The sequence below is a fragment of the Nostoc sp. CCY0012 genome, assembly GCF_963920855.1.
GTDB lineage: Bacteria > Cyanobacteriota > Cyanobacteriia > Cyanobacteriales > Nostocaceae > Cyanocohniella.
Genome location: NZ_CAWUDM010000024.1, coordinates 36,688 through 60,082, shown reverse-complemented (window position 1 = coordinate 60,082; position 23,395 = coordinate 36,688). Strand labels below are relative to the sequence as shown.

Genomic DNA, 23,395 nt, shown 5'->3' with positions numbered 1-23,395 from the left:
TTGAGCAGCTATTCATACCATTTAACTGTTCCTGATCAAGAATTGCTTGAATGATTTTTTCCTTACGTTTCCTGGTCAGAATCCAGCCGAGTGTGGTCACAACAATGTGACTTAGACTCTGGAACCGGATCATAACCACCGGGATGAAAGGGATGACAACGCAAAATCCGCCGAATCGCCATCCACCCACCGTGCCATACACCAAATCTCTCAATGGCTTGTATGGCATACATCGAACAAGTGGGTTGAAAGCGACAAGTCGGGGGAAACATTGGTGAAATAAACATTCTGTAACCTTTAATCAACCAAATGAATAATAGTTTCATCACAATCACTCAGATCCTATAGATTAGTAATAAACCTAAAAATCTTATCTTGTAGATTCTTTGTTATCCTCAATTGTCGATTTAACATCTATTTCATCTTCGTGGCTGCAAATTACTATAGTTGCAGTTTGGGTGTCATGCATCCTATTAATCGCATGGGTGGTACATCGCTTTGCTAAAGGCGATCCAGAAATAGTCAGAAAAATAGTTCACATTGGCACTGGCAACGTAATTTTACTAGCTTGGTGGCTTAATATACCGGCCATTGTAGGCATTACAGCTTCAGTTGTTGCGAGTGCCATCACCTTATTATCATACCGATTTCCCATTCTTCCCGGTATCAATAGCGTGGGACGACAAAGTTTAGGGACATTCTTTTATGCTGTTAGTGTGGGTATTTTAATAGCCTGGTTTTGGCATATCCAACAGCCCCAATACGCTGCTATAGGCATTATGGTCATGGCATGGGGCGATGGGCTAGCGGCATTGATTGGGCAACGCTTTGGGCAACATAAGTATAAAGTTTTGGGAGCGCAAAAAAGCTGGGAAGGTTCATTAACGATGGTCTTAGTCAGCTATTTTATCAGTAGTATAATTTTGCTGAGTGTCCAAGGTAACACGTGGGTAACTTGGGTAGTATCACTAGCGATCGCCTGCGTTGCTACAAGTTTAGAAGCCATTTCATTTTTGGGGATTGATAATTTGACCGTTCCTTTAGGTAGTGCGGCCGTAGCATTTATGTTAATTGAGTTATTACCTTACAAATAAATTAAAAATTATTCATCAATGGCAATTATTTACGCATATTTGTATCTCTAAAAACCTGAACATTTTTCAATTACGGATGAGCGATACCGACGGGAAGCTACGCTAACGTCGGGGACAAATCGAGTATTTGATAAGATACCTGCAAAAACATCGAATATTGACTATTTCTTCTCTTGAGATATTAGTATATCTAGAAAAAATAAAAGATTTTGTATCTACTTTGAGGAGTAAATATACAATATTGATTTCTATCTGGAGATTTATGACTTCCTAACAAACAGTGCTTATAGTTGAGGTCTTAGGTAGTTACAGACTTATGTACGTAAGTGAGGCTAACAATCATGTAACATCAAATAATTACATTGGATTGGTTTGTCGAGTTAGAATTATCCACCAGACAGCAGCAGCTATTAGTTGATGGTGCTAATTCTCACCGGAGTAATAATAATTTCACTCAAGGAATGGCAGCAACAACAAAGACAAACAACAATAGTAGTCCCGAAGGAAATATTAGCGAATCTAATAGTCAAATTTCTGATGTAAATTCTGGGGCAACAATGTTTTTATCTAGTGATGCGACAGAAATTCATTTGCTTTCCAGCCTGGAATAACTAACTTGCAATTTGCCAATGAAAAGGGGAGAGAGGAGTTAATTACAACTCGCCCAACGTAAGTGAGGTCTTTGAGAGAGTTTGAGCGTACTCCTTTCTCGTTCCCCATCTCTAATTATAGAACATCATAAATCATGATGTGGGCTAATTTTGGCATCATAAACTACCATTTCACCTTTTAGTCCAAAACAAAGCGATCGCTAATAGTTTTACTGACCATATTTATTCTGAGTCAATGAGCTAAATACTTCTATTAACGAGCAATTTCTGCAAAATTTATCGCACCAAGCAAAAATCTGGGTTTCACCACATTAATTATTTTCATTTAACACCAAGGTGCATTACCGTGAACTTCTTACCTCACCCAGAAAACCATTCGTGGCATAATTTTAATGAGCCTACGGCAGAAGAACTGCATCTAGTCGAGGCTAACGAGTTTCTGCCCCGTCTGAGTAAATGGACAAATATCGGAGCCTTATTTCTGCTGACTATATTTATAACCGGGGCTGGCCTCACATCTATTTTGAATTACAAAGTCACAGTTAAAGCGCCGGCAAGTATCCGACCAAAAGGAGAACTGCGGGTTGTGCAATCTGCGGTGGTAGGAACCGTGCAAAAAATCACCGTGCGAGAAAATCAAGTGGTGAATCAAGGCGATCCCATTGCTTACGTTGATGATTCCCGGCTCCAGACACAAAAAAGCCAACTAGAAAACAGTATTCAGCAGACTCAATTACAACTGAATCAAATTGATGCTCAATTCAGTGAAATCGGCAATCAAATTTTGGCGCAAAGAACCTTAGTTAACCGGACAATGATTGCGGCTCAAGCCGAACTCACTGCGACTGAGCGCCAATATGAAGATCAGCGAATTACAACTACAGCAGATCTGACACAAGCAGAAGCCGCCTGGAAGTTAGCGAAAGTGCAACGCGATCGCTTGCAGCAAAATAATTTATTAACTGCAACTGTACAAGAAGCAGAATTAGCTTTGAATTTAGCCCAGGCCCAACGCGATCGCTTGCAGCAGGATAATTTGATAGCGGCGACTGTACAAGAAGCTGAAGTAGCTTTGAATTTAGCCAAGATCCAACACGACCGATTACAGTCAGTAATGGCATCGGGAGCAATTTCGCGCAATCTCTTTGAGGAAAAAGAACAAGCCGTTAAGTCTGCTCAAGCCAAGCTAGAACAAGCCAAAGCTAATGCGAAAAACTTAATGGAAGAAAGAGAACAAGCCGTTAAGTCTGCTCAAGCCAAGCTAGAACAAGCCAAAGCTAATGCGAAAGATTTAATGGAGGAAAAAGAACAAGCCTTACAAGTGGCGCAAGTCAACCGGGAAAAAGCTAAAACCACTATCAATCCTAGTCAGGCGGCTGTCACCGTAGCAGCTGAACGAATTAAGCAGGAACAAGCAACTGGAGAAGCTACCTTAGCCAGTTTGAATCGAGAACGAGAAACCCTACTTCAGCAGCGTCTAGAACTGCAAAAGCAACTGACTCAGGGGCGCAAAGAACTACAACAGGTAGAAACTGATCTACATCAGAGTGTGATTCGCGCACCAATTACAGGTACCGTGTTGCAATTGAATCTGCGTAATCCTGGGCAAGTAGTGCAAAGCACTCAACCCATTGCTCAAATTGCCCCTTTCAATGCGCCATTACTGATTAGAACTTTTGTCCAAGCTCAAGATATCGACAAAGTAAAACCTGGTCAAAAAGTGCAAATGCAGGTTTCCGCTTGTCCTTATCCAGAATATGGTACTCTCCACGGGACAGTGAGAACTATTGCCCCAGATGCCTTACCAGTGGGCAACAATAGCGCCGAGCAAAAAACTACTCAGGTTGCCTATGAAGCAATGATTGAGCCAAAAACCACATATGTAGGTAGAGGCGATCGTCAATGTCATCTCAAAGCTGGTATGGAAGGTAGAGCCGATATTATTTCCCGTCAAGAAACGGTACTTAAATTCATTCTCCGCAAAGCTAGATTGCTTGTAGATGTTTAACTTTTAGGACTAGGAGCTAGGGATTAGGGATAAGGGGCAATGGGGACTGGGGACTACGAATTAAGAACATTTATCAGGTCTGGTGTCCATGTTTGGTCTATTCAAACCTCTTAATAATTACCCGTGCGTTTTACAGTTAAGTGAAGAAGACTGTGGTGCAGCCTGTCTAGCTTCAATCTGCAAACATTATGGACGGTTTTTAAGTATCAATCGCAGTCGAGAAGCAGTAGGAACTGGACAACTAGGAACAACTTTATTAGGTCTAAAACGTGGTTGTGAGAATCTGGGTTTTAATGCCAGAGCAGTGAAAGCTTCGCCGGAAATCATAGACAGAATCAAAGAAGTACAGTTGCCCGCTATCATCCATTGGCAAGGCTATCATTGGGTAGTTTTATATAACCAACGAGGCAAAAAGTACGCCATTGCTGATCCGTCGGTGGGCATCCGTTATGTTACCCGCGACGAGTTAACAGCGGCTTGGAATGGGGTGATGCTGTTACTGGAACCAGATCCAGAGCGCTTTTTTGATCAGCCCCAAGATAAACCAATGGGTGGTTTGGGACGCTTTATTAAGCGTATTCTGCCTTATCGTGGTTTGCTAACTCAGGTTTTATTGATCAACATTGTCTTGGGTATACTCGCTTTGGGTACTCCCGTTTTAATCCAATTGCTGACAGATGATGTTCTGATTCGGGGAGATACTCAGTTACTCACTGTTGTAGTGGCAGCAGTTGTGGTAATGACTGTATTCGGCGGTACTCTACAATTCTTGCAATCTACGATGATTGCTCACTTTAGTCAAAGGCTGCAATTAGGATTAGTTTTGGAGTTTGGGCGGAAAATTCTCCAGTTACCTTTAAATTATTATGAAGCCCGTCGTAGTGGTGAAATTACTAGTCGATTACGAGATATTAATGATATTAACCAGTTAGTATCGCAGATAGTAATTCTTTTACCAAGCCAGTTTTTTATTGCAGTGGTTTCTTTTTGCCTAATGCTGTTTTATAGCTGGCAGTTAACACTAGCAGTGATATTTTTTGGTGCTTTAATGACTTTATCCACCTTGCCTTTTTTACCTATCCTGCAACAAAAAACCCGCAATCTTTTAGTTTTAGGGGCAGAAAATCAAGGCGTATTGGTGGAAACATTTAAGGGGGCGCAGGTACTAAAAACTACAAATGCTGCACCTCAATTCTGGGAAGAATTTCAAAGTCGTTTTGGTCGCCTGGCTAATTTGACATTTAGTACTGTGCAAATCGGAATTATTAACAGTACTCTGGCGAGACTATTTTCGACCATTGGTGGTGTAGCTTTATTAGGACTAGGTAGTATTTTAGTAATTCGGGGCCAATTAACAATTGGTCAAATGCTGGCTTTTAATGCTTTGCAAATCAATGTCCTAAATTTGATTAATTCGGTGGTTGGTTTAGTTGACGACTATTTTCGTTCTCAAACAGCCATTTCTCGCCTCTTAGAAGTTATCGATGCGACACCAGAAGTGGTGGGAGGTAGTCAAAAGCCTGTAGCGCAAATATCGGGGAGTGCAGATATTCATTGTTCCCACATGACATTTCATCATCCCGGTAGAATTGACTTGCTAGAAGATTTTTCGATTAAGCTTCCCGGTGGACAGGCGATCGCCTTGATTGGTAAATCTGGTTGTGGCAAAAGTACCTTAGCCAAACTGATAGCAGGCTTATATCAACCGACTTCTGGCAATATCCGCATTGGTTTGTATAATCTCCAAGATTTGGCCCTTGATTGTCTCAGACAACAAGTGGTGTATGTACCCCAAGAACCTCATTTCTGGAGTCGCTCAATTTTAGAGAATTTCCGTCTAGGAATGCCTCATATCCCCTTTGAGGAAATTGTTCACGCTTGTCATATCGCTGATGCAGACAGCTTTATTAGCCAATTACCCAATAAGTACCAAACCGTGTTGGGCGAATTTGGGGCCAATCTTTCTGGTGGACAAAGACAACGACTAGCGATCGCCAGAGGCATTCTCACTAATCCACCTGTACTAATTTTAGACGAAGCCACCGCAGGGCTAGACCCAGTTAGTGAAGCTAGCGTCTTAGATCAGATATTAGAATATCGCAAAGGCAAAACTACAATCCTCATAACTCACCGTCCCAGTGTCATCCATCGAGCTGATTGGATTGTGATGTTAGAAAAAGGACAAGTTCAATTACAAGGGACTCAAGATACTTTTATATCGCATCAAGGAGAGCATTTAAAATTTTTAGCATTATGAAATTATTTTCGGTGTGAGTAGGTGATGTCATGTCTAAAAATAACATTTACCATGATTCAGATTTTTCGCCATATTTTTGGATAAATCTGATGATTTTTAAATAATTATTTCGGACTTTCACTAAGATGCTCATTTACATTAATCAAGATAAATGAGTCAAATGGGTTTGCGTGTCAATTCAATATTAATAAAGTTAGAGAGTCATGATTGATGGCTCTCTATTTGGCTGGAAAATGTTAAAATATATATATAAAATATTATTATAAATCAAAAGATATAGATCGTTTTTGTTATTTTCTGTCTTGAGAGTAATTTAAATTATCAGCCAATAATTAATAATTAAAACATAGGTGTATAACCACCTATGTAAATAAGTGAGGTCAATGATTTATGTTAAACCAAATCATCGCATCGGATTTACTAGAAGATTTATCCGCAGAAGAACAAGAACTTCTTTCTGGTGGACAAAATGAAATGGATGTGGAAAATGGGGAAGATGATGAGCAAAGTACAGAATTTCCCACAGGCGATCGCGTTCGTCGTTATCCCATCCGGCTTACTGGAATACTTGAAGTAGTTAAGCCAAAAAAAGATAAAGAAGACTAGTGACCTAGGTTAATATTTGCAATTTTTGGAGTGAGGAAAATAGCCATATAATTTGCTCCTAAATAAAACTTTTCTTAGGAGAAAATTGGCAGTTTCATTCTGTCTTCTGGAGGTATGAAAATACTATCTTAGAGAGAAAATAGAACCTGCCAATATATGGCTACCATAAAAATTTTGATCCTACACACTTTAATGCAAATAGTTGTGACTACTTAGCAACCACATTATTTACGGTATAACTGGAAGCCTTAGCCGTAAAACTACACCTATTTAAGATTTTTCTAGGATAGGTGTTTTCTCATTGTATGTACGATATTGAGGCAATAAATTATGTCATCTTATATCATCAAATCCGATTTATTTGCGGAGTTATCCGCAGAAGAACAACAAAATTTATCTGGTGGAAGAAGATTCTGGGGTAGGAAACCTCGACCTGATATTACCGTGAATGGTATTTTGACTGATTCTAGTGGTAACAGTTTCCCAGTTCGCATTTTAGGTTTCATTGCAGGGCAACGTAGCAGAAGACCTCAACCATACTCTTTTAATCGTTACTAAAAACACAGACAAAGAATAGTCTTAGAGGATACTTGTTAAGTATTCTACTAAACATCAAATCCCTAGAAACATTATCATCTCATTCTTGCTTTATCAGATAAGAGTTATAGCAAAAGCCTCTCTTCTACTAGGAGAGAGCTTTTTTTTGCCTCTTAAATCTATTTGATGAGCTTATTTTTGAAATTACAGAAAATCAATAGGTAAAGATATTATCAAATTATATTTACAGATGTTTTGTCTTTAATAACAGTAACTTTAACTTGAATTAAATTCAAATTTATCATGAGTCAAAAGGTAGAAATATGATTATTTTTTTTATAACCTTGGGAGCATTTAATCTCCGGTAAATATGTTTAGAAATAAAAGTATAGGTAATACACACCTATATTCCTTTTTGCTTAAGTGTGTACAAACCACAAATAAAATCGAGGTAAAAGATTATGTCAAATCAAGTCATCCAATCTGATTTATTGGCGGATTTATCTACAGAAGAGCAAGAGCATGTATCTGGAGGATATGGTTTCGGGTGGGGTGGCGGTCACCACAGAAGAGGTTGGTGGGGCGGTCACCACAGAAGAGGTTGGTGGGGTGGCGGTTTCCATCGTGGCCGTAGAGGCTGGTGGTAAATTGGCTAAGTCTACAATCTGTGTAATTCTATAGTTTTATCACTGATCACAAACAATAAGGAAACAAGAACATATCAACAACTTTTTTCGGCACACTCAAGGTTAAAGTTACCAAGTCTGCAAACGCATATTCTCAGAAGCGAAGCCTCAATGGCTTCGTTTTTTCAACGAGTTAGTTCATTAAATATACGCCTAGTACAAGTCAGCATGAAAATTTCTCGTCCCTAGCCTTTAGCCCCTATTTTCCATCTCCCAAATCCAATCTTGTAAAATAGGATTAACTAACTCAGGTGCTTCATCTTGAGGGCAATGTCCCACCCCTTCTAAGGGAATGAATTTTAGCACTTGTGGGTAGTTGGCTAACTCTCTACCTAAGCTTATTGGTTCCCAAGGGTCAGCTGTTCCCCATAAAATAATTGCCGGACAAGATAGTAAAGGTAACAAATCCTCTGGTAAAGGGCCTGTAGAATAAGCAGTAAAAGCGAGAAACACAGCTACAGCGCCTGGGTCTTTTGCCGGTGCGGTGAGAATATCTACTAACTCGTCTGTTACTATCTCTGCATTGGCGTAGGCTTGCAGCAAAATCTTTCTGACTGTTTTCGGTTTAGCAACTTGATTGAAAAAAAAGTTACCCACTGGGTTGATAGATAATATTCGTTGGAGAATGGGCGCTCCAAAGCGACGAGACCAGGGTAATGTAGCCCGTTTGCGATCGTGTAACAACCGTAAGGAACAGTTGAGTAAAGCCACTCCTAAAGCTATATCCGGGTTGCTCACTGCTGCTTGCATAACCACAATACAGCCAATGGAATTTCCTACTAAATAAGCAGGCCCACCGACTACTTCACGGCAAAAATCTGCTAACTGCTGTCCCCAATTTTCTAATGTGTAAGCAAATTTTTCCCCCGGTTGAGGTTTAGCTGAAGCACCGAAGCCAATCAAATCAATAGCAAATACACGACAATTTTCTGCTAAAACGGGGATATTTTTGCGCCAGTGCCACCAAGAAGCGCCAAAGCCATGTACTAAAACTACCGCAGGGCCATTACTTCCTTGACTCTGATAGCAAATGGGGAAGCCTTGCCACATCCAAGTTTTGCTTGAGGTAAAAGTGTTTGTAGATGTCGTCATTGTTAATTATGTATATAAGGTTGTACTAAAAATTTATTACGAGACTTTACATTCCTTAATGTTAACGCGGTCTGGAACCAGTTATTACATCAACCTGATAACTGCTGGTTAGTACCTTGGGGAACAAGTTTTACTTTGACATCTTCTGTCAATTTAGCCATTGCCCAATAAGAAGGGTACTACTTCTGTTATCTTTACTATTGAAGGCTCTCAAAAGCTATCCGAACCTATGGAAAAAGGTTGATAATAAGTAGACAATCAATTTAACCAGCTGACATTAGCAGCATGAATGTGTACAGTAGTTGAAAGTCAAATAACTATTTTTTGTATTTAACGCATCCATCTATGGATAGAAAAACTAAACGCCTGTTACTGCTAGTTGTTTCCTGTAGTCTCACTGGTGTACTTCTCGGAGGTACATCAAGTTGGGCAGAAAGCAATATTTGCTTGCAATCTGATGAGGTTACAAGCGATTGTGTGACCAAAGATCCTGTACAAAAGACTGTGCAAGGCATGAGTACTGGTTTATTAGCAGGGGCGGGCGCAGCTTGCTGTGTAGCCTGGAATGCACGTCACGAAAATTAAACAAATATTAAACAAATATATTTATTCCCACAAGCAGGCTACATTCAGACTCAGAGCTTGTGGGAATTTCCGTCTATTAAAAGCGATAATTGCGATCGCGTACCCACAAACTCACCGGTACAGCGTTACCTTGAGGATCTACTCTGACTCTGACGGTAATGGGTCTAATTTGTCTACCTCTTGATCCTCTGATTTGCTGGGCAGATTCAAAGATATCGTTACTAATTTGCTGGCGTTCTTGTTCTGGTAGATAGTATGTTTCTACTCCATAAGTGATGGCATTATTTTGATACACACCCCTTAAGGCTACTTGATTACTAGGAAGAGACTGGGGTAAAGTACTATTTACTCGTACTGGTCTCCAAGCTCTAGGAACACCACCTTCTGAGAATTGTTGCTCTTGCAAAATCACATACAAGTTGGTTCCTGGTAGTAATTGTCTATTTCTCCCTTGATTTCTCCTCAGTAAATCATCCCAACCGGGAAGCCTTCGCAAATTGTCCACACGAGATATGTTGTAATCGAGGTTCAGGGAAAAGTCTTGCACCACATTGTTAGGGTTTTGAGGCAAGGTTTGTAAAATTACATCCCTACCGGCAATGTTGGTATACATGGCTTGAGTGGGAACCGCCAAAATTATGCCTGTTTGAATTAAGAGGGGAACTAAGAGACGCCAAATAGGTAAAGGCTTGTTCGCTTTTTGTTCAGTAGCAATCAAGTAATCTCGAAAAGTCAGCTTCTCTGAAAACTCGACTTCCGGAGGCAACGTTTTCTTTTTACTCGATTCAGAGGAATCACTTCTCATAAGCGTAGTCCTAAAATGAGGGGGTATTTTTCAAGATATTGTCTGGGATTTCCAGAATTAGGACTGACGCAGAGATCCTCTAAACAGGATGAAGCAACGAGATTTTACAACCTAGTACAGTACGGCGTAAATATGGATAGCATTTTAAACAGTTAAAAAGCCCAAAATAAAAGCTTTTTGACTTTTGGCTTCCGCGCAGGTGTACTAGTACCGCTACAAAAAAGTAATTACGAATTACGAGATCCAGCAGGTAAGCGACGTTCAAACCACAGTCCAGCGCTAATTAATGCCGAACCGCAGAGAAAAAAGACCAGGGACTGAAAAAGTATATCAGTGTCGTATTCTATCACGCGGCTAATAATTTGCAGTGTTAGTAATAGCATACCTCCCCAAAAGGTGCGTCTGTCGTTTAATTTCATTCCTTCACGAATTAGTCCCGCTGCTAAAAACGCCAAAAGTACATTGAACATGAAACTGCCTAGTTCATCAATGCGGGTAATAGCTAGATGCCAGAAAGGTGTAATGATGATGAAAGCCAAAAACGTGGTGACAACTGCAATAGTGAAAATTACTTCCCGGCGAGGTGGGTTATTTCTCAGCCGCAGCAGTGACAACCATTGTAATACTGCTAAACCACTCAAAATCCCTAAATCAATTACGGGCAGAGACATAAACAGGTTGCTTCTGTTTGTGGGTAGGAAAGAATTGAAACTTGGGGCTACCCATTGCCAACGAAAAGACAAGGCATAAAAGACAAGTCCGAAAAATATCAAAGCTAAGTTACGGGCTAAGGGTTGAAATAGCCTGTAATTTACTGTGGGAAAAAGCAAATCATCATAACTCCAGAATAATGCAGGTGGCAATGCTAAAGCAAAAGATGCCACCCAAGGAGCCATATCAGAGAAATTCAGCAGTGGTAGCGGATTGAGATTTAACTGCAATGTCACAGCAAAAACTACGGCTGCTAAGACAAATATCCAACGTGAGCGACAAAAATATGCTAAGGGTACAAATAGCAACCATGACAATAAAGGCATATGTCGAACTGCCAACCGTACCCAATTCCAGTCGCTAGAGGCATACCACAAGTCTCCTCTTCCTGTCCAATAACCAATTTGGATCAGGACAATGGCCATAATTCCCAGGGAATTTAAGGACAGAAAGTAAGCCATGACCAAAACACCAAATCCCCAAGCAAAAAACAGTTCGGGTATAGAACCGTTAATGTTGAAAATTTGTGCCATCAGCACTATATTTGCGCCAAAAATAAAAGCGCTGAGAATTAGCAATCCTTCTCCGAGTATGCGTCTGCCTTGTTGCTGTTTATTTCTTTCATTGTTGCTTTGTTTAACTGGTATCCATGTATAAAAACCAGTGATACTAGTTGACAGAAACAAACTCATCATGAGGATAAATTTGACTTCCCGTGACCAAACTTGCCAGTTGGCTGCAACAAAGGTAATTACACCTAGAAATAACAGGATACCACCTATAGATATCACCATCATGCCAAAGCGATCGCGTGCAGCAGCTTCTAGGTTATTAAATCGATAACGTTCTGCTAAGTCTTGGTACTGTGACGAACTAATCAGTCCTTCATCTCGCCACAATTGTGCTTCTCGGCGTAATTTTTGCTGAAAATCATCTAACATTTATGACCATCTCCGGTGCAGTGGGTTAGCTTGGCAATCATTATTTAGAATGGGGGTCATTATGTTTTCAGTATGCAGCCAATACCCTAGATAGCATTGTTCTTCTGTAACATTTTTACTAATGGAAAAACCATCAAATTTATTACTTAAACTCTCACGGCGTTTGTTTGAAAACCCAGATAATCAAGAAAAATTCATCAATTCGTTAATTCATCCCCAACTTTTTGAATCTGCTGTGATTTGGTGTCAAGATAAACCAGATATTTTGCCTTTTATGGCAGAAAGAACAACAATTTGGCAACCACAATTTGTAGATCGTTTAAGCATAGGCGAAAAACCCGGTAAAAATATCTTGCATGACCAAGGTTATTTCTATTGTTTAGATTTTTCTTCTGTTTTTGCAGCTTCGATTTTGTTGGCAATTCCTCTAGATGTGCGGGTAGTTTTTGATATGTGTGCTTCCCCTGGTGGTAAAAGTATTTTCGCCTGGAAAGCTTTGCAGCCTGATTTACTCATTAGTAATGAGGTGATTGGTAAGCGATTGGGGATGCTTATTTCTAATTTGAAGCGTTGTCAGATTAGTCCTTGTACTGTGGTTAATCGAGATTCTAGTATTTTTGCTGAAAAAATACCTTTGTCTAGTGATTTAGTCATGGTAGATGCGCCTTGTACTGGACAATCTTTACTGGCTAAGGGTGAAAAGGCACCTGGATGTTTTCATCCAACTGCTATTAATAAAAGTGCCAATCGGCAAAAAAGAATTATTGCTAATTCGGCTCAATTGGTGGCACCACAGGGTTACTTAGCTTATATGACTTGTACTTATTCCCCTGAAGAAAATGAGCAGGTTTGTGAATGGTTTTTGTCAAGGTTTCCTCAATTTCAGGCAGTAAATGTGAGTTATTTAGAGAAGTATCAATCACATTTAAGTAATATTCCTTGTTATCGGCTGTTTCCTCAAGATAGGTTGGGTGCTGGTGCGTTTACTGTGCTGTTTCAAAATACTACTGAGGGGGAAAGGAATGAGGTAGATTTTGATGCTTTGTCTGGGGTATGGAGCAATACTAACCACAGAGACGCGGAGGACACACATGACATTGCAGAATCACAGTAGAAAATTGAAAAATAGCTCATTTTTATTTCTTACTCTCTGCGCCTCTGCGTGAGACAAATTTATATTAGTAATTGTACTGAAGTGAAAACTTGAATTACATTATTAAAATATACCTATATTTATAGGTAATAAATAATGTCAGGTGTACCTACTCAGTGTCAAAATTTGGCAGAGCAAGTTGAATCTATATTACAACTTTTACAACAAGAGCCTGCTTTACGTTCTCAAGATGTTACTTCTGTGCAAACTTCTCTGGGTAAGGTGATTTCTCCGAAGTTTGAAATTGTGTTTGCGGGTGCATTTAGTGCGGGTAAGTCGATGTTAATTAATGCACTCTTGGAACGGGAATTATTATACAGTGCTGAGGGACACGCTACAGGTACAGAGTGCAAAATTGAGTATGCAGATGTTAATAATGAACGAGTAGTTTTAACTTTTTTAAGTGAAGTTGAAATTCGAGAACAAGCAAGTTCTTTGTGTCAACAATTAGGGTTTCAAACAGCAGCTAATATTAATCAAGCTGAAGTAATTAATTTACTCCATCAAGGTTGTGAAGCTATTATTCAGCAGGAAGGTGGAGAAAGTAAATCAGAACGCGCTAAACAAGCCAAGGCTTTAATATTGCTGCTTGCAGGATACGAGGCTAATCGTCAGCATATTCATACTATGAATAATGCTACATATTCGATGGAGCAATTTAATTTTTTTAATCTTAAGGAAGCTGCTGGATATGCGCGGCGCGGAAGTAATAGCGCTGTTTTAAAACGGATTGAATATTATTGCAATCATCCGCTTTTGCAAGATGGTAATATCATCATCGATACACCAGGAATTGATGCACCAGTGGAGAAGGATGCACAGTTAACTTACTCCAAAATTGAACATCCTGATACGTCGGCGGTGGTATGTGTGCTGAAACCTGCGGCGGCTGGTGATATGACTAAGGAGGAAACTGAACTTTTAGAAACTATCCGCAGAAATGGGGGAATCCGCGATCGCATCTTCTACACCTTCAACCGCATCGATGAAACTTGGTATAATACTCAGCTAAGGCAGCGCTTGGATGATTTAATTAGTGGACAGTTTAGGGATGCGCGTAGGGTTTATAAAACTAGCGGTTTATTGGGATTTTACGGCAGTCAGATAAAACAAACAAGTGGACAAGATAGATTTGGGTTAGATTCTATTTTTGCGGCAAGTGTTAAAAATGTAAATGGTGAAGAAGAAACACCGCAATTTATTAATGAATTTAATCGCTATTGCGCTAATTCTGGTAAATTGTCATCCAGTCAGTTTCGTATTTCTGTAAATAGTTTTGAAACTCCCAACGAAAATTATGTCCGGATTTTGGCTGAACAAGGTACGCCTTTAATTAAGCAGCTAATTCAAGATAGTGGTATTGAAGAATTTCGCACGGCTATTACTCAATATCTCACAGAAGAAAAGCGCCCACAACTTTTTCAAAATCTGGCTGATGATTTAGAAGATATTTGTATTAATTTAAAAAAACAATATCAAAGTGAACAAAGACATTTAGATAGTCAGCCACGAGAAATTGAGGCGATGAAAGCCCAAGAATTGCAACGGCTGAATCAGCAATTACAGCAAGTCGGTAAAGACTTTAGCCAGCACATCACAGAAGAAGTGAATCAATTAATTAATAATTCTTGTGATGCTTTTGACGCTGATTTTCGGCAATTACAATCAAGAATGATTCGCCGTTTAGATGAGTTACTAGATACATTTTCTGTAGCTGATGCTTATCGACGTTCTACCCTCAGTCATCCCCGAAACGCCACAGCACCTTTACTGGCTATTTTAGTAGAAGCATTTTATTATTTAGCAAATCAATTAGAAGATATTTTAATAGAATCTTCCCAACAATTGGTTGCTAATTTGTTCCAGCGATTAATGGAGAAGATTCGCAAATCAGAATATTATCGTCAATTGTATCGCTTGTTAGGTAACGATGGTGGTATAGAACAAGAGATAAAAGCGTTAGAAAAAACAGTATCTCTGGCCTTGGTGAGTGCAGCTAGTGTAGAATGCGATCGCTTCGTTCGAGAAAGTCCCAGATTTTATGATGAAGGCACTTTTTCTATATATCAATTTCGCCAAACTTTGATGCAAACTTCCCAAAGTTATGACGGCGAAAGCATCATCGAAGCTGAACCTGCAATTAGACAGTTGTTGAAATTGGACTTTGAACCCAAGGTTTCCCACACAATTCGTAAATCCTTCCGTCAAACCATCAACCAAATTCTCAAAAGTCAGTTGTTACCAATGGCTGATAAGCAAGCAGATGATATTTTGCAGCAATACACCCAAGCACGCGCTTATTTAGAACAAAGTTTACAACAAGAAGCCGAAGAAAAGATTTTGCATAATCAACATTTATTGGGTGCTGTTGAACAAAAAATTCAAACTTATAATACAGCTGTTTCTCACATCAATAGCTGTTTACAAGCAATGCAGTTGTATGACCATTTATTACCTGTAATTGGTAACGAAGAAGTTCTACCTCTCATACATGATGCAGAAGTTGTTGAACAGCATTTTGCTAGCAATAATAGTTTAGTTACTGATACTTTAGTTTCATAAAGTTCCCGCCAGTCGTTTTAACTGAACCCGAATCGCCTCTTGATGACCTCCGCCACATCATCAATCAAGAAAAGCCATGAATAAAACCCCCCGGATTCGTATTCCACCAGAAGTCAGAAAATACGTATTTCAACGCGACAAATACCAATGTCAAAGCTGCGGTAAAACAACCGGAGAAACTGACCTGACAATCGACCATATTATCCCCCTCGCTCGTGGCGGTCAAAACGATATTAGCAACTTACACACCCTCTGCTTCACCTGTAACCAGCAGAAAACAGACAGACTTGACCCTCGTTTTCGGCGATATTTTCAGCAATAGAGCATTACTGACATCTCATATTCTCTTGTGCTACAGTGAGTAATAAGGCGTATTACATTAATACTTTGTTGTGGTTAGGGTTCTGTACACCCTACTGGCGCGCCAACCTCTGGATTGAGCGTGTACTACAAAGTAATCTGTCACGTCACTACACAACAAACCCCGAAAGTTAGCTCACTGGTAGAGCAATCGACGAAAGATCGATCAGTTACAGGTTCGATTCCTGTACTTTCTCCCAACCCTTAAAAGGTTAGTAAAAACTCTGCAATGAAGGCTTACTACCGCTCATCACTTGTGGTGTTCAGTAGTAGCAGTAAAGAAGCTAGCGTGAATGTTTTCTCCCTAACTTGAGTATGTTCCTTCAGTTGCTGAACGGGCAAACTGAACGACATATTTGAGCGTTGTTGTCTGTTTTTAAATTGCCCTTGGGTAGTTTATGCATAAATGACAACCTTCTTAATCCAGTTTTGGAGATGCATTTCACCCGCAACTGCACTGTAAAAACCTGTATTTGCAGAGTTTAAAAATATAATGTAGTATATGTAATACATATGACTAGAGGCTAGTGTTTTATGTATTCGGAACTTATGTAACCAACCACGTATTTCCGTCATTGCGACCGTAGGAAGCAATCTCAAAGCCTTGATTTTCGTAGCGAGTGCGTAAGTTTTATTATTAAAACCAATAAATAATATGTATATGTGGAAAACTTTTTATATCAAACCTAACGAAATTGGTATTTTGTATCACCGCAGTGATTTTCAAAAAATCTTGCAACCTGGTACTTACAATTATTTTGGTCGCCACTGGCAAGTAACCACCTATGATCTCAATCAACCTGAGTCCCAGATTGAGAACTTGGAATTGTTGTTGCGAAATCATAGTGCAGATTTACAGCAATATCTTTTAGTAGTTAGGACTGCATTTAATCAAGCTGCTTTAGTACGTTGTGGTCAGAATTGGGTTAGTGCCGCACCTAATCAATTAAAAGCCTTTTGGCGTGGGTTTTTAGAAGTAGAATCGTATCTTTTTAACTTGAATGAAAGCTTACAACTACCTGCTGAATTTGTACAGCAACTAAATGGAATTACCTTAAATGGCATCAAAAAATTCCAAATTTTTGAGTATGAGATTGGTTTGCTGTATGTGCAAAATAACTTTTTGCAACCCTTAGAACCAGGGGAATATGCTTTTTGGGCTGTGAATCGAGATGTTTCAGTCCGCACTATCAGCCGAATTGTTGCCAATCCCGAATTTCCTTTAGAAGATATCTTGATAGAGCAACATTCCGACTTTGTAAATGCTTACTGTGCAACTGTACAATTACAAAATCAGCAAGTAGCGATCGCTCGCTATCAAGGTAAAGTAATTTCTATCCTCGCACCATGCAGTCGCAAGCTGTTTTGGCGAGATGTAGAGGTAGAAGTCATTGACATCAGCACCGATGCTAAATTACCTTCTGCTTTAGTTGCTGAGTTAGTTTCAGGTTTATCAGAGGCTTTGGCTTTAAGCCGCAATTGTTTACATATTTGTGAAGTACCCCCACAGTATGTAGGGCTACTGTACATCAATCAAGAGTTTCAAACACAACTCCAGTCAGGAAAACACGTCTGGTGGGTGTTTGGGCGTTCTGTTCACACGGAAGTTTTTGACCTGCGTCAGCAAACTATGGAAATATCAGGTCAAGATATTTTATCTAAAGATAAAGTGCCTTTGCGCTTAAATTTAACTGCTGGCTATCGCATACTCGACCCCTTAACAGCCAAAAACCGTTTATCGGATTTGACTAGCTACTTGTACAAGGAGCTACAATTTGCCTTACGTGGTGCTGTGGGTGAAAAAACTTTAGATGCTTTATTAGAAGATAAAGGAGCAATTGATCGCAGTATTTTTGATTACATCCATCAAAAAACAGCCGACTACGGAATAGAAGTAGATTCGGTTGGGGTGAAAGATATTATTCTCCCTGGTGAGATTAAGACGATTTTGAGCAAAGTCGTGGAAGCTGAAAAAGCAGCCCAAGCCAACGTAGTTCGTCGTCGTGAAGAAACTGCTGCTACTCGCAGTATGTTGAACACAGCCAAGGTGATGGAAGATAACCCCGTGGCGTTGCGTTTAAAGGAATTGGAAATACTAGAACGCATTGCCGAAAAGATCGACAAAATTCAAGTTAATGGGAGTTTGGATAGTATTTTAACAGAATTAATTCAAATTAATCGGGATTAAATTAAGTCTGAGTTATTCAACCTTTTCTACATTAAGAACTGTAGTTTTTAGTTCAATCCTGTTCAGTTAAGGCTAAAAAATACAATTAGTGGTAGGTTGGGTTGACTTCAGGAAACCCAACATCCTCAAGACTTTGTTGGGTTGCGCTATCGCTTAACCCAACCTACTTTTTCTCTTAAGTGAACCATGTTGGTTTTTAGTCAAGATTATGAGATTACTTTCTGACATCGCAATGACAAAAACTCCACTTTTCACAATGGACGAGGTTGAGCAATCAAAGATCAAAACTTTTGCTATTCCCAGCCAGGAGCGCTCAAAATTGTTCCTCTGTTGTTTCGGGGGTGGTAATTTTCATCTGTTCAAAAAGACTAGCCATCCAAGGTAAAATAACGAGAATTGCTCCTAAAACTACTAAAAAGACAGAAATTCCTAAAATCTGATCACGGGGAATTTCTAGAACACCGCGTAAAATAACTTCCCGCAGAGCAGAAACAATAGTAATTTCTACTGCTGCGCCTACAGATATACGCTGTTCTTGCAGGTAATCAATTAACAAACGAAATAACTCTACTAAAATCAAGATAAACAAGATATCAGATGTTATTTGTCGTAAATCCAAAGGAGACAAAAACGCGAAAAACATATCTCCTAATCGGATCAGCATTACACCAAATAATACTAAGCACAAGGAAATGACAATCAAGTCTTGAAAAAGTTCTAAATTACTGACAATTCGATCTCGTTTAAACCAACTTTGTACTTCTGTAATCACCCGTTTTGGCATAGTAACTCCAGAAATTTGAGCTTTGTATACCTTAATAATAGACAATTCAAAATTTTGAAAGTTATTCTTGGTAACTTTTTGAGATGAACTTGTGGAGGTATGAAGGATACTATTTTGGTACTGGAGGAGTTTAATATAGTAATTATGGACGGAAGCATTTGGAGAGGGATGTGAAAAGCTATCTGTGAGACAATCACAAACATATTTAGTGGAATCAACTGAAATGCTATGGCTTGTTGTCCTCCTTGGGCTATTGATGGGAGTAGTCGGGTTTGGCGCAATTTATCAAGCACTTGCCACAAGTCGCGATCGCCGAAGGTTTCCGCCACCTGGAAAATTAGTTGAAGTCAATGGTAATAATTGGCACTATCAAATAATGGGTAAAGGTCATCCAACAGTCATTGTGGATAGTGGAAGCGGCGGTTCTCACCTAGATTGGCAGTTAGTGCAGCCTGAAGTAGCCAAATTTACCAGAATCTTTAGCTACGATAGAGCAGGCTATGGCTGGAGTGATTTTAGTTCAGAACCACGCACGGCTGAACAGGCTGTTAATGAGTTGCGGCAACTTTTGAAAGAGGCTGAAATTGCGCCGCCTTATGTCTTAGTGGGAATGTCTTTCAGTGGTTTATTCACTCGATTATTTGCCTATGAGTATCCAGAAGAAGTAGCTGGAATGGTTTTAGTAGATGTAACTCATGAGAAAATGTATGAGGAGACACCAACCGAATGGGTGGAATTGAACCAACGACTTGAAAGGCTGTTAATTTATGTGTTGCCAATTCTAGGGCGCATGGGTCTATTTCGTTTGCTTGTCACTTTCGATTATTTGCCTTTTGCGGCTGGTTTATTCCAAAAATTTCCACTTTCAATACAGCCTCTTGCTAAAGCAATCTATTCTCAAACTCAGTTTGGAAAAACCTTTGCTGAGGAATCGGCTGCGGTATCAGTTAGCATGAAACAGGTTGAACAAGCACGCAAGATAAAACCTTTTCCGGAAATTCCTTTATTTGTCTTGTCGTCCGGAAAGCCAGACTTTGGCATAACACAAGAGGTGCTTGAAAAACTGCAAGAATTACATGTAGATCTAGCTAATGAGTCACCTCAAGGCGTTCACATCATTGCTGATAAAAGTGGACATTTTATCCAATTAGATGATCCAGAATTAGTCATTGATGTAATTCGTCAAGTTGTGGAAAAAGTGCGTTATCATAGCTTTCCCTAACAGAGATCCGTATCTCGGTAACCACCCCATTAGGAGATCAAAGCTATAGCTGTAGCCTAACTTTTCACGGTATCTGGAAAACCGTTCCAGGCTATAAATTAAACAACCACAGAAAAACAATTTTTTCATGTTTTTCTGTGGTTATTAGGTTATTTTTTAATTACAGATTTATTTGGTGGTAATTACCACTTAAATCTATTCAAATTTACTCAAAACATGACTGACATCAACGGCTAACTTTTGCCCTAATTTGAGTAATTGATGACATTGATTATTATCTTCTTGATTAGCCGGTGTCGTGACACATAATGGCACAATTTCACTGTGCAAGCAGCTAAAGAATAGCTCTTGAGAACGGTGCAGAGAAATACCCAGATTTAGCTGATAAGCGACATCAATTAATCGTTCTAAACATTGGATTTCTATAGCAAAACTACCATTGGTATTGTGTAACAATTGCCAAAGTAATCGCATAACCAATTGCTCTAATATCTGCTTACCTTCGGGAATATTTAACTGACAATGCAGATGTTTAGCTTCAGTTGCGATCGCCTCTAATTCTCCAATGTGATTTAAACTCAATCCCGATTCGGAAATATCTTGCTCAAGCGATCGCAATGTTGTCATACAACGAGATCCTAAAGCAATCTCGGCAGCTACCTGCAATTCTTGGGGAACCACTAGTTCGTCCCGGTGAAAGGCCATGAGAATGCCGTAATTATCTCGGTATGCTTGGGTGTAAAGCTGGTCTAAACGTGTTAAGGTTTCCTGACTCAGCAGCCGCATAATTCGATGACGTTCTTCAGCAAAGAGATTCTGTAAGCTGAATGTCTCTTCTTTAAATAGCTGTGTCATCACTAAGATCGCGTGAGCTGCACTCGCTTGTTGCAATGCCCCAAATAGCTTATCTTTCAATTGGCTATAGTCACGTCTACCGGTAAATATTTGGGTACAGCAGTGGAAATCCCAGCCGCCCAAATGCAGAACAGCAAACACCAAACTTTCACTTTCCCAGGTAATTTCTGACACCAGTTGTAAATGTCCTACCGCCAGAGTCAATGATCCCATGCGTTGCATTTGGTAATCTATCTCATTGACGGTGTAACAATAAACACGCTTTTGGTGGGGATGCGGATATTTAGTAGCTTGTTCTCCTGTGAGGGGATTGAGTGTCTCGGCGGGTTTGTGATTGCCAAACAAAGAAGTAATCGCATAATGGGCCGCAACCTGCTTTACACTTACTTGGGCAGTTTGCACCATTTGCCGATAAATTTCTGCACCATGTTTGAAAAGATCCACATTACTGGGGGCTAATCCCAAGAGTTTGAGGAACCTTTTTTCTAACTGTACACCAGCCACATCTCCAGCCAATTCCAAAGCACGGGAGGCGTAGCGGAGAATTTGCGTACCTTCGGGACGAGAAATTTCTTCAAAAAACCAGCCGCAACTGGTGAACATCAGCAAAGCATGACGCTGCATTTCCAATAAACGTAAAGCGTCTACTTGTTCTGCGGCTGTAAGTTTGTGGGTTTGATGGCGAGCTAGAAAACGGTTAACATTAGCAGGCGAGCGATCGCGCATCACTTGAATATATTCATCCCTTGCTAGCCAAGGATCGCGGAATAACTGCCTAGCATTTTCTTCGTAGACATCAATTAATTGATCCCGTAGCCAATTTAAAGCATTTCGCAACGGGCGGCGCCATTTTTGATGCCAAACACCACCTTCACCACCACAACCACAGTCATCTTCCCATCTACCGACACCGTGGGCGCAACTCCAGGCTGTGACGGGTTTTAACTCTACTTCCCAAGTGGGAGTATTCAAGCTGAGATAATGAGCAAAGTTGGTTACTGTCCAACCCTGTTTGGGAAACTCCTTGGTAAAAGCGTAGGCTAAAGTTTTCTCGGTTCCCTTTTTATGGTGTCCAAAGGTTTCGCCATCTGTGGCTACAGAAATTAGTTGCGCCGGACGGTGATCCCCACGTACCGCCGAACCGATGCGGCCAGCAAAATGACTGGAATTATAAACCACATCGCTAAAACCCATGTCCCGCGAAATCGGGCCATCGTAGAAGAAAATATCAATATAAGGACGGGAATCTGCATCATCCCCACACCCTCCTGTAGTGCTAAGAGGTGAAGCAGCAGTACTCAGTTGGGGCTTTAAATAACAACGATAAGGACGGGTGGGATCAATTTGACTACCGCCGACTTCTTGCCATTCATGATGATCCCCATCATGATTTGCTAGGGGACGACAACGTTGTGCTTGGGATGGTGCAAGGATAATGAAGCGAATGCCTTCAGCAACCAAAGCTTCTAAAGTTGCATAGTCCACACCTGTTTCTGCTAGCCACATCCCTTCGGGATCACGGCCAAAACGGGAACGGAAGTCTTCTTTACCCCAGCGAATTTGGGTGTATTTATCCCGTTCATTCGCCAAAGGCAGAATAATGTGATTGTATACTTGCGCGATCGCATTGCCATGTCCTTGCAAGCGCTGACAACTTTTGGTGTCCGCCTCCAAAATCCGCTGATAAACCTCCAAATCGTAGCGTTCTAGCCACGACATCAGCGTCGGCCCGATATTAAAGCTGAAATATTCGTAATTATTGACGATCCCCACTATTTCGCCCCGGTCATTGAAGACTCGAGCAAAGGCGTTTGGGCGATAGCATTCCCAATGAATGCGTTCATTCCAATCATGGAAAGGTGCAGCACTGGGTTGACGTTCAATGGCATCCAAATAAGGATTTTCCCGTGGTGGCTGGTAAAAATGACCATGCACCGTGACATACACACCAGTCGCCTGTTTTACGGGATCAGTTTGGTGAGTATCTTTGGGAGCCAGATGTGATGTAAATGTTGAGCCAGAGCTAGTTGGCATTTCAGCAGCAGAAGTCATGTATATTTATCCAAACAAAAAACTTACAAGTGCGCCGAAAACTTTGTATTTAAACCTGACTACAGAGGTTTCAACACAAAATCCGGTATATATGAAAACTATGGGTATAGGATACAGTTAAATCTCCAAAAAAGCTGTCTGACTAGAGTGGGAAATCTGCGTTATCTCACAGCCATTTCCCCAAAGGCTGGAAGTCATCAGTCATTAAACAATTTTTTGATTAGGGTTTTTGTGTTGACTGCGCCAGTAAAAAATTTAATTGTCATTTAATCTATTAAACCCCATT

Annotated in this window: 19 protein-coding genes and 1 tRNA gene; 14 read left to right on the top strand and 6 right to left on the bottom strand. The window is 40.1% G+C overall.

The genetic code is table 11. The features are described from left to right. Positions 1 to 62 precede the first annotated feature (62 nt). Positions 63 to 326, bottom strand: a complete 264-nt coding sequence (yidD, locus tag ACM0OS_RS09440) for a membrane protein insertion efficiency factor YidD (protein WP_414542920.1) — start codon at positions 324 to 326, stop codon at positions 63 to 65. Positions 327 to 386: 60 nt separating this feature from the next. Between yidD and ACM0OS_RS09435 the strand changes: the two genes are divergently transcribed. From ACM0OS_RS09435 to ACM0OS_RS09405, 7 genes are all read left to right on the top strand, one after another. Next, entirely contained in the window at positions 387 to 1,094 is a 708-nt protein-coding gene (locus ACM0OS_RS09435; RefSeq protein ID WP_414542919.1) for a diacylglycerol/polyprenol kinase family protein, read from the top strand. A 362-nt stretch (positions 1,095 to 1,456) separates the two neighbouring features. Beyond that, complete coding sequence (locus ACM0OS_RS09430) at positions 1,457 to 1,705, top strand: bacteriocin (protein ID WP_414542918.1); 249 nt, start codon at positions 1,457 to 1,459, stop codon at positions 1,703 to 1,705. 346 nt (positions 1,706 to 2,051) lie between these two features. Beyond that, complete coding sequence (locus ACM0OS_RS09425) at positions 2,052 to 3,713, top strand: HlyD family efflux transporter periplasmic adaptor subunit (protein ID WP_414542917.1); 1,662 nt, start codon at positions 2,052 to 2,054, stop codon at positions 3,711 to 3,713. 88 nt (positions 3,714 to 3,801) lie between these two features. After that, positions 3,802 to 5,970 (top strand): peptidase domain-containing ABC transporter, encoded by a 2,169-nt coding sequence (locus ACM0OS_RS09420; protein WP_414542916.1) that lies wholly within the window; start codon positions 3,802 to 3,804, stop codon positions 5,968 to 5,970. A 390-nt stretch (positions 5,971 to 6,360) separates the two neighbouring features. Further along, on the top strand, positions 6,361 to 6,576 hold the full coding sequence (locus ACM0OS_RS09415) for a hypothetical protein (protein WP_414542915.1): 216 nt from the start codon (positions 6,361 to 6,363) through the stop codon (positions 6,574 to 6,576). 330 nt (positions 6,577 to 6,906) lie between these two features. Further along, positions 6,907 to 7,134: a hypothetical protein gene (locus ACM0OS_RS09410; protein WP_414542914.1), complete on the top strand. Its 228-nt coding sequence runs from the start codon at positions 6,907 to 6,909 to the stop codon at positions 7,132 to 7,134. A gap of 440 nt (positions 7,135 to 7,574) precedes the next feature. Continuing rightward, positions 7,575 to 7,760, top strand: a complete 186-nt coding sequence (locus ACM0OS_RS09405; RefSeq protein ID WP_414542913.1) for a hypothetical protein — start codon at positions 7,575 to 7,577, stop codon at positions 7,758 to 7,760. Positions 7,761 to 7,991: 231 nt separating this feature from the next. Here ACM0OS_RS09405 and ACM0OS_RS09400 read toward each other — a convergent pair whose 3' ends face one another. Next, positions 7,992 to 8,891: an alpha/beta fold hydrolase gene (locus ACM0OS_RS09400; protein ID WP_414542912.1), complete on the bottom strand. Its 900-nt coding sequence runs from the start codon at positions 8,889 to 8,891 to the stop codon at positions 7,992 to 7,994. 345 nt (positions 8,892 to 9,236) lie between these two features. Between ACM0OS_RS09400 and ACM0OS_RS09395 the strand changes: the two genes are divergently transcribed. Continuing rightward, entirely contained in the window at positions 9,237 to 9,476 is a 240-nt protein-coding gene (locus ACM0OS_RS09395; protein ID WP_414542911.1) for a hypothetical protein, read from the top strand. Positions 9,477 to 9,552: 76 nt separating this feature from the next. On the opposite strand, the gene ACM0OS_RS09390 is transcribed toward ACM0OS_RS09395, so the two are convergent. Both ACM0OS_RS09390 and ACM0OS_RS09385 read right to left on the bottom strand, forming a co-directional pair. Continuing rightward, positions 9,553 to 10,281, bottom strand: a complete 729-nt coding sequence (locus ACM0OS_RS09390) for a GDYXXLXY domain-containing protein (RefSeq protein ID WP_414542910.1) — start codon at positions 10,279 to 10,281, stop codon at positions 9,553 to 9,555. 227 nt (positions 10,282 to 10,508) lie between these two features. Then, entirely contained in the window at positions 10,509 to 11,933 is a 1,425-nt protein-coding gene (locus tag ACM0OS_RS09385; RefSeq protein WP_414542909.1) for a DUF2157 domain-containing protein, read from the bottom strand. A gap of 121 nt (positions 11,934 to 12,054) precedes the next feature. On the opposite strand from ACM0OS_RS09385, the gene ACM0OS_RS09380 reads away from it, so the two are divergent. The 5 genes from ACM0OS_RS09380 (at position 12,055) to ACM0OS_RS09360 (ending at position 18,196) form a co-directional block, all read left to right on the top strand. After that, positions 12,055 to 13,047: an RsmB/NOP family class I SAM-dependent RNA methyltransferase gene (locus ACM0OS_RS09380; protein ID WP_414542908.1), complete on the top strand. Its 993-nt coding sequence runs from the start codon at positions 12,055 to 12,057 to the stop codon at positions 13,045 to 13,047. A 135-nt stretch (positions 13,048 to 13,182) separates the two neighbouring features. After that, positions 13,183 to 15,648, top strand: coding sequence for a dynamin family protein (locus ACM0OS_RS09375; protein ID WP_414542907.1), 2,466 nt, complete (start codon positions 13,183 to 13,185; stop codon positions 15,646 to 15,648). A gap of 76 nt (positions 15,649 to 15,724) precedes the next feature. Further along, positions 15,725 to 15,970: an HNH endonuclease gene (locus ACM0OS_RS09370; protein ID WP_414542906.1), complete on the top strand. Its 246-nt coding sequence runs from the start codon at positions 15,725 to 15,727 to the stop codon at positions 15,968 to 15,970. A 163-nt stretch (positions 15,971 to 16,133) separates the two neighbouring features. Next, positions 16,134 to 16,208, top strand: a tRNA-Phe gene (locus ACM0OS_RS09365). A 461-nt stretch (positions 16,209 to 16,669) separates the two neighbouring features. Then, on the top strand, positions 16,670 to 18,196 hold the full coding sequence (locus tag ACM0OS_RS09360; protein WP_414542905.1) for an SPFH domain-containing protein: 1,527 nt from the start codon (positions 16,670 to 16,672) through the stop codon (positions 18,194 to 18,196). A 313-nt stretch (positions 18,197 to 18,509) separates the two neighbouring features. On the opposite strand, the gene ACM0OS_RS09355 is transcribed toward ACM0OS_RS09360, so the two are convergent. Beyond that, the gene (locus ACM0OS_RS09355) at positions 18,510 to 18,980 is read right to left on the bottom strand and encodes a phosphate-starvation-inducible PsiE family protein (RefSeq protein WP_414542931.1); all 471 of its coding nucleotides are present in this window, start codon (positions 18,978 to 18,980) and stop codon (positions 18,510 to 18,512) included. A gap of 184 nt (positions 18,981 to 19,164) precedes the next feature. Between ACM0OS_RS09355 and ACM0OS_RS09350 the strand changes: the two genes are divergently transcribed. Continuing rightward, a complete protein-coding gene (locus tag ACM0OS_RS09350; protein WP_414542904.1) occupies positions 19,165 to 20,202 on the top strand; it encodes an alpha/beta fold hydrolase in 1,038 nt (345 codons plus the stop codon). A gap of 195 nt (positions 20,203 to 20,397) precedes the next feature. Here ACM0OS_RS09350 and ACM0OS_RS09345 read toward each other — a convergent pair whose 3' ends face one another. Continuing rightward, on the bottom strand, positions 20,398 to 23,109 hold the full coding sequence (locus tag ACM0OS_RS09345) for a DUF3536 domain-containing protein (protein WP_414542903.1): 2,712 nt from the start codon (positions 23,107 to 23,109) through the stop codon (positions 20,398 to 20,400). Between the last annotated feature and the right edge of the window lie 286 nt (positions 23,110 to 23,395).